At 70.7% G+C, this 14,590-nt stretch carries 7 protein-coding genes; all 7 read right to left on the bottom strand.

Going from position 1 to position 14,590, the window contains the following annotated elements; genetic code table 11:
- Positions 1 to 135: 135 nt before the first annotated feature.
- Positions 136 to 1,257, bottom strand: coding sequence for an endonuclease/exonuclease/phosphatase family protein (locus ACIA73_RS21140; protein ID WP_399440171.1), 1,122 nt, complete (start codon positions 1,255 to 1,257; stop codon positions 136 to 138).
- A 151-nt stretch (positions 1,258 to 1,408) separates the two neighbouring features.
- Positions 1,409 to 2,920 (bottom strand): Asp-tRNA(Asn)/Glu-tRNA(Gln) amidotransferase subunit GatB, encoded by a 1,512-nt coding sequence (gene gatB, locus ACIA73_RS21135; RefSeq protein WP_399440170.1) that lies wholly within the window; start codon positions 2,918 to 2,920, stop codon positions 1,409 to 1,411.
- Between the two features lie 16 nt (positions 2,921 to 2,936).
- Positions 2,937 to 3,179, bottom strand: coding sequence for a hypothetical protein (locus ACIA73_RS21130; RefSeq protein ID WP_362416023.1), 243 nt, complete (start codon positions 3,177 to 3,179; stop codon positions 2,937 to 2,939).
- On the bottom strand, positions 3,176 to 4,669 hold the full coding sequence (gatA, locus tag ACIA73_RS21125) for an Asp-tRNA(Asn)/Glu-tRNA(Gln) amidotransferase subunit GatA (protein ID WP_399440169.1): 1,494 nt from the start codon (positions 4,667 to 4,669) through the stop codon (positions 3,176 to 3,178). The genes ACIA73_RS21130 and gatA overlap by 4 nt, the downstream gene beginning before the upstream one ends.
- A 5-nt stretch (positions 4,670 to 4,674) precedes the next feature.
- A complete protein-coding gene (gene gatC / locus ACIA73_RS21120) occupies positions 4,675 to 4,971 on the bottom strand; it encodes an Asp-tRNA(Asn)/Glu-tRNA(Gln) amidotransferase subunit GatC (protein ID WP_165335824.1) in 297 nt (98 codons plus the stop codon).
- A 178-nt stretch (positions 4,972 to 5,149) separates the two neighbouring features.
- Positions 5,150 to 11,389, bottom strand: a complete 6,240-nt coding sequence (locus ACIA73_RS21115; protein ID WP_399440168.1) for an LPXTG cell wall anchor domain-containing protein — start codon at positions 11,387 to 11,389, stop codon at positions 5,150 to 5,152.
- A 390-nt stretch (positions 11,390 to 11,779) separates the two neighbouring features.
- Positions 11,780 to 14,326 carry a putative bifunctional diguanylate cyclase/phosphodiesterase gene (locus tag ACIA73_RS21110; RefSeq protein WP_399440167.1) on the bottom strand — a complete coding sequence of 849 codons (2,547 nt, stop codon included), beginning with the start codon at positions 14,324 to 14,326 and terminating at the stop codon, positions 11,780 to 11,782.
- Between the last annotated feature and the right edge of the window lie 264 nt (positions 14,327 to 14,590).

Below are 14,590 nucleotides of genomic sequence, written 5' to 3'. Positions count from 1 at the left end.
GGGGGCCTCCCGGGTGAGTGGTGATGTCGGGAAAGTACTGAGGCGGCGTGGCAGGGAGAAGTACTGCGGCAGGACTGGCGGTTAACGTCCATGTACCGGGTGCGGGAGTCCAAGCCCCAGGGCACCGCCCGCCTGCTAGAACTCAAGCTCCGCGATGACCGGCACATGATCGCTGTCGGTCACGGCGAGAGTGTCCAGGCGTACGATTTCGGCCCCCCGCACCATCACATGGTCCAGGCGCACCACCGGGAACCTGCGCGGCCAGCTGAAGACGAAGCCCCGCCCCGCGTCGTCGAACCGGGACACCACCGGGTCGAGCCCCCGGTCGTCCGTGGTCCCGTTGAGGTCGCCGAGCAGCAGCACCCGGTCCACGGTCTCCGCCTCCAGCGCCGCCCCCAGCCGTTCGGCGGCCTCGTTGCGCGGCCCGGTCCTCAGCCCCTCGGGCCAGCCCGCCCGTACCGAGGGCAGATGCGCGACGTACACCGCCACATGCCCCTGGGTGGTCAGCGCCGTCGCCCGCAGCCCGCGCTGCCAGGGCCCGGCGATCGACCGCGGCTTGAGGTCCAGCGGCCGTACGTCCCGCAGCGGGAACCGCGACCAGAGCCCGACCGTCCCCAGCACCGCCCGGTGCGGGTACTCCGCCTTCAGTACGCCGGAGACCTTGGCCGCCACCCCGGGGGTGACCTCCTCCAGCGCGATCATCGCGGGCCCGGCCCCCGCCAACGCCCTCGCGGCGCCCGCCGGGTCGGGGTTGTCGTCGGCGATGTTGTGCTGCACCACCCTGAAGTCGTAGGACGCCGAACCGCCGAACGCGGTCAGCGCGTTGCCGGCCAGCCCGCCCCACGCCCCCGCCGGAACCAGCAGCGCCACCAGCGCCAGCGTCGAGCGCCGCCACCACGCCATCAGCAGCAACGGCAGCACCACCAGCCCCGCCCAGGGCAGGAAGGTCTCCAGCAGACTCCCGACCCCCCGGAAGTCCGGTACCAGCGCGTGGAGGACCGGCAGCAGCCCGAGCGCGACCGCGCACAGCGCGATCAGCCTGCCGCGCCGCCAGGAGCCCCGGCCCTTCCCGTCCCGGCCCCAGTGCCGCCCCTCGGGCCAGGTGCGGGGTCTGCGGCGGCGGTCCTCGCCACGGCTGCCGTCCCAGTTGTCGCGGTGGCCCCGGTCGTCGTCCACGTGGCCCTCGTCCAGGTGGTTCTCGTCCTCATCGACGTAGGACCCCCTGTGGTCGAAGTCCCTGTCGTACGTCCTGGACACCGCGCCCCCCGTAGTTCCGTGCGCCGTTCCTGGTGAGGACGCAACTATCGGATCCGATGGTTCACCACCCGGCACACGCCGAGGGGCCCCGGTCGCGGAATCTCGACCGGGGCCCCTCGAAACGTACAGACGTGACAGCGTCGGTGGAACGTCAGCCCTCGACGCCCAGCTTCTCCAGGATCAGTTCACGCACGCGAGCCGCGTCCGCCTGACCCCGGGTCGTCTTCATGACCGCACCGACGAGCGCGCCCGCCGCCGCGACCTTGCCGCCACGGATCTTGTCCGCGATGCCCGCGTTGGCCGCGATGGCCTCGTCGACCGCCGCGCCCAGCGCACCGTCGTCCGAGACGACCTTCAGGCCGCGCTTCTCGACGACCTCGTCGGGACCGCCCTCACCTGCGAGGACGCCCTCGATGACCTGGCGGGCCAGCTTGTCGTTGAGGTCACCGGCGGCGACCAGGGCGGCAACCCGGGCCACCTGCTCGGGCGTGATCGGCAGTTCGTCGATCGCCCGGCCGGTCTCGTTGGCGTTACGGGCCAGCTCGCCCATCCACCACTTGCGGGCGGACGCCGAGTCGGCACCGGCCTCGATGGTGGCGACGATGGAGTCGACCGCACCGGCGTTGAGGATCGACTGCATGTCGTGCTCGTTGACCCCCCACTCCTCGCGCAGGCGGTTGCGGCGGACCCGGGGCATCTCCGGGAGACCGGCGCGCAGTTCCTCGACCCACTCGCGTGCGGGGGCCACCGGAACCAGGTCCGGCTCGGGGAAGTAGCGGTAGTCCTCGGCGTTGTCCTTGATGCGACCGGACGTCGTCGAGCCGTCCTCCTCGTGGAAGTGACGGGTCTCCTGGAGGATGGTGCCGCCGCCGTTGAGCACCGCGGCGTGCCGCTGGATCTCGAAGCGGGCGGCGCGTTCCACCGAACGCAGCGAGTTCACGTTCTTGGTCTCGGAACGCGTGCCGAACTCCTCGCGCCCGTGCGGGCGCAGCGAGAGGTTCACGTCGCAGCGCATCTGGCCCTTGTCCATCCGGGCCTCGGACACGTTCAGCGCCTTGATGACCTCGCGCAGCTCGGCGACGTACGCCTTGGCGACCTCGGGAGCGCGCTCGCCCGCACCCTCGATCGGCTTGGTGACGATCTCGATGAGCGGGATGCCGGCCCGGTTGTAGTCCAGCAGGGAGTGCGAGGCGCCGTGGATACGGCCCGTCGCGCCACCGACGTGCGTGGACTTGCCGGTGTCCTCCTCCATGTGGGCGCGCTCGATCTCCACGCGGAAGATCTCGCCGTCCTCCAGCTGCACGTCGAGGTAGCCGTTGAAGGCGATGGGCTCGTCGTACTGGGAGGTCTGGAAGTTCTTCGGCATGTCCGGATAGAAGTAGTTCTTCCGGGCGAAGCGGCACCACTCGGCGATCTCGCAGTTGAGCGCGAGGCCGATCTTGATGGCGGACTCGACGCCGATCTCGTTGACGACCGGCAGGGCGCCGGGCAGACCGAGACAGGTCGGGCACGTCTGGGTGTTGGCGTCCTGACCGAGCTCCGTGGAGCAGCCGCAGAACATCTTGGTCTTGGTGCCGAGCTCGACGTGGACCTCAAGACCCATGACGGGGTCGTACGTCGCGAGGGCGTCCTCGTACGACACGAGGTCGGTGGTGACAGTCACGGTGAAACTTTCCCTCTCAGCCCAGCAGGACGTCGTCGTCGCCGAGCTTCTTCAGCTCGCGGTAAAGCAGAGCGAGGCCGGTGACGATGGCGGCGGCGGAGACAACGGCGTCGACGAGACGGAGCGTGTCATTGTCCTTGCGGGCCATCCGGGCCTGCTTGGCGACACTGATCGCGCCGAAGGCGGTGGAGCCGATCGACAGGTACGTACCGGCCTTGGAATTCTTGAATCCCTTGGCCTTGATGGGCATGGGGCTCATAGCGACGGTGCCTCCTCAAGCAGCGGGTGCCCCCACTTTTCCACGAAGGCGGCCTCTACGGCAGCTCCCACCTTGTAAAGGCGGTCGTCCTTCAGGGCGGGGGCGATGATCTGGAGCCCGACCGGCATGTTGTCCTCCGGCGCGAGGCCGCAGGGCAGCGACATGGCGGAGTTGCCGGCCATGTTGGTCGGGATGGTGCACAGGTCCGCGAGGTACATCGCCATCGGGTCGTCGGCGCGCTCGCCGATCGCGAAGGCGGTGGTGGGCGTGGTCGGCGAAACGATCACGTCGACCTGCTCGAAGGCCTTCTCGAAGTCCTGCGTGATGAGCGTGCGGACCTTCTGGGCGCTGCCGTAGTACGCGTCGTAGTAGCCGGAGCTGAGTGCGTAGGTGCCCAGGATGATGCGGCGCTTGACCTCGTCGCCGAACCCGGCCTCACGGGTGAGGGCGGTGACGTCCTCGGCCGAGCGGGTGCCGTCGTCGCCGACCCGCAGGCCGTAACGCATGGCGTCGAAGCGGGCCAGGTTGGACGAGCACTCGGACGGCGCGATCAGGTAGTACGCGGAGAGCGCCAGGTCGAAGGACGGGCAGTCCAGCTCGACGATCTCGGCGCCGAGCTTCTTCAGCAGTTCGACGGACTCGTCGAAGCGCTGGAGGACACCGGCCTGGTAGCCCTCGCCGCGGAACTGCTTGACGACGCCGACCCGCATGCCCTCGACGCTGCCGTTGCGGGCCGCCTCGACGACCGGCGGGACCGGGGCGTCGATGGAGGTGGAGTCGAGCGGGTCGTGCCCGGCGATGACCTCGTGCAGGAGGGCCGCGTCCAGGACCGTACGGGCGCAGGGCCCGCCCTGGTCCAGCGAGGACGAGAACGCCACCATGCCGTAGCGGGAGACCGCGCCGTAGGTGGGCTTGACGCCGACGGTGCCGGTGACGGCGGCGGGCTGGCGGATGGAACCGCCGGTGTCCGTGCCGATGGCGAGCGGGGCCTCGTAGGAGGCGAGGGCGGCGGACGAACCGCCACCGGAGCCACCGGGGATCTTGGTGAGGTCCCAGGGGTTGCCGGTCGGGCCGTAGGCGCTGTTCTCGGTGGAGGACCCCATGGCGAACTCGTCCATGTTGGTCTTGCCGAGGATGACCACGTCGGCGGCCTTGAGGCGCTTGGTGACCGTCGCGTCGTACGGCGGGATCCAGCCTTCGAGGATCTTGGAACCGACCGTGGTCGGGATTCCCTCGGTGGTGAAGATGTCCTTGAGCGCGAGCGGTACGCCGGCCAGCGGGCCGAGCTTCTCGCCCGCCTCGCGCTTGGCGTCGACGGCGCGGGCCTGCGCGAGGGCGCCCTCGCGGTCGACGTGCAGGAAGGCGTGCACCTTCTCGTCGACGGCTTCGATCCGGGCCAGGTGGGCCTCGGTGACCTCGACTGCCGTGAGTTCGCCGGAGGCGATCTTCTCGGCGGTCTGTGCGGCCGTCATCTTGATGATCTCGGTCATGCTGATTAGTCCTCCCCCAGGATCTGCGGCACCTTGAAACGCTGCTGCTCCTGGGCCGGGGCGCCGGAAAGCGCCTGCTCGGGGGTGAGCGACGGGCGTACCTCGTCCGCGCGCATGACGTTCGTCAGCGGCAGCGGGTGGGAGGTCGGCGGTACGTCTTGGTCGGCGACCTCGGAGACGCGGGCGACCGCGCCGATGATGTCGTCGAGCTGACCGGCGAAGTGCTCCAGCTCTTCGGCCTTCAGCTCCAGACGCGCCAGCCGAGCGAGGTGTGCGACCTCCTCGCGCGTGATGCCAGGCATGCAGCGATCCTCAGGGGTTGATGTGCGGTGTGGTTATTGCGCCCAATCCTATGGGTCGCGCGGCGGTGCCCGCGAAACAGTTCCGGCCGGTGGGAGCGCACGGCAGGCGGGAGGGCCCCGGCGACGCCGCGCCGGGGCCCTCCCTTGTACCGCTCACGCGCTTCTCACCGCTGCTCGGTCAGCTGCGCCTCCGTACGAGCAGGAGCAGGCCGCCACCGCTCAGCAGCAGGACCGCCATGGCGCTGCCGAGCATCCATGAATCGCCGGTTCCGGTCTCCGGAAGCGGCTTGACCGGCTTGACCGGCTCGACCGGCTCGACCGGCTTCGGGGGTACGACGACCTCGGTGGAGGTGCCGCAGCCGGGCTCACCGGCCGTGCGGCAGTTGCCGCCCGGGGCGGTGCTGGTGAGCGCGTTGCGCAGCTTCAGGTCACCCATGTCCATGGGATCGCGGCGCACGGTGACCGAGTACGTCACCCGTACCGTCTGCCCGACGGCGAGCGGCCCGCTCCACACGAGCCGGTCACCTGCCTGGCGGACCGTGCCGCTGCTCGCCCGTGCATCGGCGTTGTACGTCGCGTCGTCGAGCACCTCACTCAGGTCGTCGGTGAAGGTCGCCCGCGGGTAGGGGGCGGTCCCGGTGTTGCGCGCGGTGACCGTGTAGGTCACGACGCCGCCCGGCTCCACCTTCTTCGGCGTGGCCGTCTTGCGCAGTGCCATGGCCTGGACGGGGGTCCGGGTGCCGCACCTGGGGTCGGCGGCCCGGCGGACGGTGGCCCCGGGATCGCAGTTGGACCTGTCACCGCCGTCGACGGTGTTGCGCAGCACCTTGTCACCGGCCGGCGGGCTGCCGACGGTGACCGAGTAGCGGACGGTCGCCGAGGCGCCGACCGCGAGGTCGCCGGTCCAGGTCAGCCGCGGCGTACGGAAGCCGACGCTGCCTGCCGAGGCCTTGGCGTCGTTGTTGTACGTCGCGTCGTCCAGCACCCCGGTCAGGTCGTCGGTGACGCGGGCACCCGCGAAGACGACGTTGCCGACGTTGCGGATGAGCAGGGTGTAGGTCACCTTGCCGCCCGCGTGGGCCGGGGACGGGGCGGCCGTCTTCACGACCTCGATCCCCTTGGCCTCGCTGTCCGGTCCCGGCGGAACCACGGATTCACAGTCGGAATCGCCGAAGCCCGCCTCGCAGTTGGAGTCCGGCACGACGACCGTGTTGCACAGGTGCTTGTCGCCCTTGTGGGTGACGGTGACCGTGTAGGTGAGGGTGGCGGTGGCGCCCTTGGGCAGCGGGCCTGACCACGTCAGCTCGGGTTCCGTGAAGCTGACCGTGCCCGGGTCCGCCGTGGCGGTGTCGTCCCAGGTGGCGTCGTCGAGCACACCGGACAGGTCGTCGGTGAGGGTGAGGCCCGGGTGGTCGGCCTCCCCGGCGTTCCGGACGGTGACGGTGTAGGTGACCTTGTCGCCCTTGTCCACCTCGGTGCGGTTCGCGGACTTCTTGACGACGATCGCGGGCACCGGGGTGACCGTGCCGCACTCGGGGTCGGTGGAGCCGGGCGGGCAGTTCGAGCTGTACGGTCCGACGACCGCGTTGGTGAGCTTCTTGTCGCCCTGGGGCGGCTTGCCGACGGTGACCGTGTAGAGAACGGTGACCGTCCCGCCGACCGCCACGTCGCCGGTCCAGGTCACCTCGGGCCGGGTGTAGGCGGCCTTCCCGGAGTCCGCCTTCAGGTCGCCCTGGTTGAAGGTGGCGTCGTCGAGCACACCGGTCAGGTCGTCGGTGAAGGAAGCGCCCCGGTAGGCGGCGCCGCCGGTGTTGGTGACGGTCACGTTGTAGGTGACCTTGTCCCCCGGCTTCGGGTCGGCGGGGGTGGCCGTCTTGCGGAGGGCGAGCGATTCGACCGGTACGACAGGCGTGCACTCGGGGTCGGTGGAGCCGGGCGGGCAGGTCGAGTCGTCCGGGCCCGTGACGCCGTTCCTCAGCACCTTGTCGCCGGTCACCGGCCTGTCGACCGTGACCGAGTAGCTGATCGTGACGGTGGCTCCGGCGGGCAGGTCATGTCGCCAGGTCAGCTTCGGCGCCGTGTAGTCGACGGTGCCGCCGTCCGCCTTCTCGTCGCCGTTGTACGTGGCGTCGTCGAGCACTCCGGTGAGGTCGTCCTCGAAGGAAGCACCGGTGTAGGTCGCGCTGCCCGCGTTCTTCGCCACGACCGTGTAGGTGACCTTTTCGCCGGGCTTGGCGGTGGTCGGGGACGCGGTCTTCCTCAGGTCGAGCAGGGCGACGCTGTCGATGGTGGAGCAGTCGGGGTCGGTGGTGCCGGGCGGGCAGTTGTCGCCGCCGGTGACCCCGTTCTTCAGTGCCTTGTCGCCCTTGGGCGGCTTACCGACGGTCACGGAGTACGTCACCGTCACCGTCGCGCCCTTGGCGACGTTCCCGGTCCAGCTCACCTTCTTGCCCGCCGCGTCGTACGTCGCGGTACCGCTGGTGGCGCTGAGGGCGTCGCCCCAGGCGGCGTCGTCGAGGACGCCGCTCAGGGAGTCGGTGAAGGACGCCCCGTCGTAGTCGGCCTCGCCCGTGTTGCGGACGGTGACCGTGTAGGTGACCCGCTGGCCCGCCTTCACGTTCGTGGGCGCGGACGTCTTCTTGATCTCGACCGTGCCGACCGGTGTGACCGTCCCGCACGCGGGGTCGGCGGAGCCCGGCGGGCAGGTGGAGTCCTCGGGGCCCACGACCGCGTTCTTCAGCTGCTTGTCGCCGGCCGGGGGCTTGCCGACAGTGACCTGGTAGGTGACCGTGACGGTGGTTCCCCGGGGGACGTCGCCGCTCCAGCCAAACGTCTTCGCCCCGGCGTCGAAGGCCGTCGTACCGGCGGTGGCGGTGACCTTGTCCGCCCAGGCGGCGTCGTCCAGGACGCCGCTGAGGTCGTCGGTGAAGGCCGCCCCGTCGTAGTCGGCGTCGGGGCTGGTGTTGCGTACGGTCACGGTGTAGGTCACCGTGCCGCCGGACTTCGCCGTGCTGGGCGAGGCCGTCTTGCGGATCTCCAGTCCTGGCCTGGGCAGGACCTCCCGGCAGTCCGGATCGGCGGAGTCCGGCGGGCAGTTGGAGTCGTCGCCGCTGACGACGTTGCGCAGGTACTTGTCGCCCGCGTTGGTCACCACGACCTTGTAGGTGATCGTGGCCGTGGCGCCGACCACGAGGTCTCCGGTCCAGGTCAGGGACTTGCCCGCCAGGTCGTATTCGGTACCCCCCGACGTCTTGGTGATCAGGTCGCCCCAGGTGGCGTCGTCCAGCACGTCGGTCAGGTCGTCGGTGAAGGAGGCGCCGTCGTAGTCGACGCCGCCGGTGTTGGTGACGGTCACGGTGTACGTGACGATGTCGCCCGTCTTCGGGTTCTGCGGGCCGCCGGTCTTCTTGAAGGTCAGCGACTTGACCGGGGTGACCGTCCCGCAGGCGGGGTCGGTGGAGCCTGGCGGGCAGTTGCCGTCGCCGGTGACGGCGTTCTTCAGGATCTTGTCACCGGCCGGGGGCTTTCCGACGGTGACCGAGTAGGTGACCGTGACCGTCCCGCCCTTGGCGACGTCCCCGGTCCACTTCAGGGTCCGGCCCGCCGGGTCGTAGACGGTCTGCCCGGACGTCTTGGTGACCAGGTCGGCCCAGGTGGCGTCGTCGAGGACACCGCTGAGGTCGTCGGTGAAGGAGGCGCCCTTGTAGTCGCCCTCCCCGGTGTTGCGGACGGTCACCGTGTAGGTGACCCGCTCGCCGGGCCGCACGTCCGTCACGTCGGCGGTCTTGCGGATCTCCACCGTGCCGACCGGGGTGACGCTCGTGCACTCCGGATCGGTGGAACCCGGCGGGCAGCTGGACCCGTCGGGACCGACCACGGCGTTGGTGAGCTTCTTGTCACCGGCCGGGGGCTTTTTGACGGTGACGGAGTACGTCAGGGTGACGGTGGCTCCGGCGGCGATGTCGCCGGTCCAGGTCAGTTTGCTCGTCCCCGCGTCGTACGACGGCTGGGTGGCGGTGGTCGCTCCGCCCGTCCTGGTCACGGCGTCGTCCCCGTACGTCGCGTCGTCGACCACACCGGTCAGGTCGTCGGTGAGCGTGACGCCCCTGGCGACCGCGCCGCCGGTGTTCACGGCGGTGACCGTGTAGGTGATCTTCTGGCCGGGCCTGGCGGCCGACGAGCTCGCGACCTTCTTGATCTTCAGCCCGCTGACGGGGTTGTCGTCGTCGCAGTCGGGGTCGCCGGTGCCCGGCGCGCAGTTGGAGCCGTCCGGGCCGACCACGGTGTTGGTCAGCCGCTTGTTCCCGGCGGGCGGGGTGCCCACGGTGACCGAGTAGGTGAGCGTCACGGTGGATCCGGCCGCGACGGTGCCGGCCCAGCTGAGCCGCTTGGCGGCGGTGTTGTACTCGGGCTGGGTGTCGGTGTCCGCACCGCCGGTGGTGGTCTTCGCGTCGGCGTTGTACGTGGCGTCGTCGACGACGTCCGTGAGGTCGTCGCGGGTCGTGGCGCCAGTCCAGTCCGCGTCGCCGTCGTTGGTCAGCGTGACGGTGTACGTGACCTTGTCACCGGCCTTGGGGCTGCGCGGCGCACTGGACTTGGCGATCCTCAGCTTGGCGATCGGGGTGACCGTGCCGCAGTCCGGATCGGTGTTGCCGGCCGGACAGCCACCGGGAACGTCCGAGGTGACGGCGTTGGCCAGCTTCGTCTGCCCGGCGGGCAGCGGGTTGCGTACGGTCGCGCTGTACGTCAGGACGACCTTGCCGCCCGCCTTGACCGTGCCCGACCAACTCAGCTTGGACGCGGTGTACGTGGGTGCGGTGAGCGCCGCCCCCGTGCCGTCCTTCGCCGCCGCGTCGCCGTTGTACGTCGCCGCGCCGAGCACGCCCGTCAGATCGTCCTCGACCTTGGCGGCCGGGTGGTCGACGCGGGTCGCGTTGGTGAGGGTGATCGTGTAGATGACCTTCCCGCCCGGCTTCACGCTGCTGGGCGAGGACGTCTTGACGACGGTCACCTGTGCGGTGTCCTCCAGCGGGACGTCCGTGCCGCAGTCCGGATCGGTGGAACCGGCTGGGCAGTTGGTGTCCGGATTGCCGACGACGGTGTTGCGGAGCCTGGCCCCCTCCGGCACACCGGCCTTGACGGTGACCGAGTACGTCAGCGTCACCGTCTCGCCCGCCGGGACGGTGCCGCCCCAGACCAGCGAGGGCGGTGGGGTCGCCGAGAAGGTCCCGGCGGTCGTGCCCTTGCTGTCCTTCGCGGTCGCGTCGTTGTTGTACGTCGCGTGCTTGAGCACCTCGGTGAGGTTGTCGGTGGCACTCGCGGCGGGGTAGGCCACGGCGCTGGTGTTCGCCAGCTTGACCGTGTACGTGACCTTGTCACCGGCCTTGGCCTTGGTGGCCGGGCTCCCGTTCACCGAGGCCGACTTGCTCACCTTGAGGGTGGGCACCAGCGGCGGCGCGACGCTGCAGCTGGCGAGGTCGGTGATGGGCCAGCTGCCGCCGTTCTCGGAGGTGGGGGTGCCGGCGCGGTTTCCCTCGACGTAGCCCGCGCCGGAGGCCGTGGTGGAGACACCGGTCACCGGGTCCACCCGGTAGAGCTGGCCGGAGTAGTTGCCGACGTACACCGCGTCCTTGTGCCAGGCCATGCCGTACAGGGAGCCGCCCTGCGCGCCGGGCCCGGTGATCTGCAGGATCCTGGTGGCGGTCTCCTTGGCGACGTCGATGCGGTAGAGGTAGGTGGCGGAGCCGGAGTAGACGCCCATGTACGGGAATCCGTCGGCGTCCACGAAGATGTCGGGGACCGAGTAGTAGCCGGACCAGATGGTGTCGGCCGGGTCGGCCGCCTTCGGCTTGAAGACCTTGCTCACACCGGTCTTCAGGTCCATCGAGAAGAACTCTTTGTTGTAGCTGAGGTTCTCCGCGCCGAACAGGGTGTCCGACTTGGGGTCCGCCCCGAGCCCGCCCCAGTTGTACCCGGGCGGCAGTTGGCGGCCCTGTCCGCCCGAGATCACGTCGGTGACCTTGTCCGAGCCCTGGACCTGTTTGTACAGGGTCCGGTTGCCGGTCGTGTAGTTGGCGTAGAAGAGGGTGGGCTTCTGGGTGTCGGGGTCGCGCCCGGCGGCCATGTTGGTGGACCAGTAGGCGGGCAGGGTGCTGCCCGAAGGCCGCTTGGACACGACCCGGTTGGTGATCACCGGATTGCCCGCGGTGTCGTTGTCGAACTGCGAACCGCTCAGGTAGTTCGAGTAGTACAGCCGGTCGCAGTCGACCTTGGCCGCCGCGTCCTTCTGGATCGGGTGGTCGGCGGCGTACGCGGGGAGAGGCGTGAGCCCCACCAGCCCCACCGCCAGCGTACCGACCAACGCCTTGCGGGCGACCGAGCGGACCACCGCCCCAGCTCTGCCGGTGCGCGCGCGCAACCCACCACTTCTGCATCGTCGTACCACGCGGCTCTGCTCCTAGGGCACCGAAACCTGATGGCGGACCACCCACCAGGCAGCAGCTTCGAAGCCCTTCCCTTACAATCCGTCAACCCCGCGCCCGACTCCCCCCAACAACACCCGACCGCCACACCCCCGCACCCATACAGCCCCACGGCCCACCACTACGCCCCCGTCAGCCCCCTTGGGCGGCGAGGCCGCTGCCCTCCCACCACCGGTAGCCCGCTTGGGCGGCGGGGCCGCCCCCCGGGGGCGAGTGGGGCCTCCCCTGCTCGAACGGAGTCGAGAGCTTGGGGAAGGGCGGGCAAGGGGGCGGCCCCCGACGGAGTCGCACCCCACCCACCCCGGCCACCCCACCCCCGTACCCCCCTACTCCTCCCCCGCCCCCGCCGAACTTCCCCCGCCCTCCAGCGCCGCCGCCACCGCCGCCGCCGCCAGCTCCGCCGGCCGCTGCCACCCCCGAGACCCCCGCGCCAGCAACCACGCCGTCGCCTCCTCCGGAGGCATCGCCGCCGCCACCAGCCACCCCTGCACCGCGTCACACCCCAGATCCCGCAACCGCTCCCACGTCTCGTCGTCCTCGACGCCCTCCGCCACCACCAGCAGATTCAGCGAATGAGCGAGATCGATCGTGCACCGCACGATCTCCGCGTCCTCCGTATCCACCGCCAGCCGCGCCACGAACGACCGGTCGATCTTCAGCTCACTCACCGGCAGCCGCCGCAGGTGCACCAGCGACGAGTACCCCGTCCCGAAGTCGTCCAGCGACATCTTGACCCCGTGCCCGGTCAGCCCGGCCAGCGTGTCCGCCGCCCGCTGCGGGTCCTCCAGCAGCACATGCTCGGTTATCTCCAGCTGCAACGACCCGGCGGGAACCCCGTGCCGCGCCAGTCGCGCCGCCACCGCTCCGGCGAACCCCGGCGTGTGCACATCGCGCGGCGACACATTCACCGCCACCGGCACGTACAGCCCCTGCTTCCGCCACCGCGCGACCTGCGCCAGCGCCGTCTCCAGCACGTACTCCGTCAGATGGGGCATCAGCCCCGAGGACTCCGCGATCGCGATGAACTCGTCCGGAGGGACCCGCCCGCGCTCCGGATGCACCCATCGCACCAGCGCCTCCAGACCGGCGACCTGCCCGTCGAAGCGCACCTTCGGCTGGTAGTGGAGTTCGACCTCACCGGCGTCCAGCGCCCGCCGCAGATCCCCCAACAGCCCCAGTCGGTCCGGGGTGTTGGAGTCCCGCTTCGACTCGTACACCTCGACCCCGCTGCGGTCCCGCTTGGCCTGGTACATCGCCACGTCGGCCCGCCGCAGCAGCCCCTCCGCGTCCAGCGCGTGATCGGGGAAGACCGCCACTCCCGCACTGGCCTCCAGGACCAGCGACAGCCCGTCCAGATCCAGCGGTGACCCCAGCTCGGCCACCAGGTGACGTGCGATCCGCTGCGCGCTCGTCGTCGACTCGATCCTCGGCAGCAGTACGGCGAACTCGTCGCCGCCCAGCCTGGCCGCCTCCGCCCCCTTGGGCAGTGCCATCCGCAACCGGTCGGCTATCTGCAACAGCAGCCGGTCGCCGGCGAGATGGCCGAGAGTGTCGTTCACCGACCGGAACCGGTCCATGTCGATCAGCACCAGCGCCGCCCGCGACCCCAGCGACTCGGCCTCCTCCAGTGCGGGCCGGGCGCGCTCCAGCAGCCACTGCCGGTTGGGCAGCCCGGTCAGCGGGTCCCTGAGCTGCTCCTCGGCCCGCGCCCTGGCTATCCAGAGCGTTGAGTCCAGGGCGATCAGCGGCACGGCGAACAGCGGCAGCAGTACCGGCAGCGAGACCGCGACCACACAGATCAGCGGGGCGATCCCGAGCAGCGCACCGGCCACAAGTCCCTGGCGCACCAGGGCAGTCCGGGCGACGGACGGCAGCTTCCCACCGGCCTGCGGGATCTGGACCAGCCACAGCAGCAGCCGGGTGAGCAGCAAATACGTCACTGCTGCGAGTACCACCTCGGGCAGCGCCTGCCAGTCCCAGCCGGCCGGCTGCCAGGGCTGCTCCACCGTGGGCACCTCGCCGAAGACGCTCAGCACCAGGGCGGCGAACGCGATACCGAGGATGTCGACGGAGCCGTGCAGCACGCCCTGGCGCCAGCGCTTTCTGCGGGCGGTGCCGACCAGCACGACAACGGCCAGGCTGACCAGCCCGGCCGGAACCCATCCGTACAGCAGCAGGACGGCGAGGGTGAGCGCCGCCCCCGATCCCGTGCCGCCCCACCACCTGTCTCTGCCGAGCGCGACGAGATGGCCGACGATGATGCCGGTCAGTGCGGCCAGGGACCAGCCGGCGGTGCCGCCGGGGAACAGTGCGCGATGGGCCGCGAGACTCTGCACGATGCCGCCGACGAGGACCACGGCGGCCAGCGCGGTCAGCGCGGCGGGCACCAGCGGCACCCAGAGCCGGGCCCAGGCGGCTCCGTGTCCGGTCGCCGGCGACGACGGCCGCGTACCGGGCACGGGGAACGGGGCGCCGGACGCGTAGGTGCCGGTCGGGTACGGGGTGCCGGGCGGGTACGGGGTACCCGAAGGGTACGAGGTGTCCGCCGCATACGGTGCCGCGTACGCGGCGCCCGCTCCGTACGCGGTGCCAGGTGCGTACTGGTTTCCGGCCGGATAGGGGCGGTGGGCGGGATACGGGGCGGGTGCCGGATACGACGCTCGGGCGGCGGACCGGCCGCTGCCCGTCTCGTCGGCGCCGGGCGGCTGGGGGTGCTGGGACGGCTGGGCGGGGGCGGGCCGGGGCGCCGGCTGTCCGGTGTCCCCGGCCCGGCTGCCGAACAGCCCGGCCAGTCCCAGACGGCCGGCCAGACCGGCCAGTCCTGCCCGACCACGCAGCCGTGAGGCCGGATCGGCACTCTCGGTCGGTTTCATTCCGTCCCTCTCACAGCCGGCGGTGCCCGTGTCACGCGAGATGGCCCCGTTGTCATGCCATCACGGCCGAGCCCGCTTCCCCCGCCCCGGACGTCCCTCGCAGAAGCAGACATCACAGGGGTGAAAGCGGTTCCCCAGTCGTGCACGACAGGCGCACATCCCAACAGTAGGCCGCAGCAGGCTCTCCCGGGCAGCGGTCTACCGCTGTTGCCCGAATGCGACCCGACCACCCGCCGACGTCTGGTATGCGCCGAACGGGTGGCC

Origin of the sequence: Streptomyces sp. NPDC051561, assembly GCF_044454195.1 — a bacterium.
Classification (GTDB): domain Bacteria; phylum Actinomycetota; class Actinomycetes; order Streptomycetales; family Streptomycetaceae; genus Streptomyces.
This window is presented reverse-complemented; position numbering and strand designations above follow the sequence as displayed.

Excerpts from the sequence above, each read along its gene's own strand:
- gatA (WP_399440169.1), bottom strand. The coding sequence starts at position 4,669 with ATGACCGAGATCATCAAGATGACGGCCGCACAGACCGCCGAGAAGATC.
- gatC (WP_165335824.1), bottom strand. The coding sequence starts at position 4,971 with ATGCCTGGCATCACGCGCGAGGAGGTCGCACACCTCGCTCGGCTGGCG.
- ACIA73_RS21110 (WP_399440167.1), bottom strand. The coding sequence starts at position 14,326 with ATGAAACCGACCGAGAGTGCCGATCCGGCCTCACGGCTGCGTGGTCGG.
- ACIA73_RS21130 (WP_362416023.1), bottom strand. The coding sequence starts at position 3,179 with ATGAGCCCCATGCCCATCAAGGCCAAGGGATTCAAGAATTCCAAGGCC.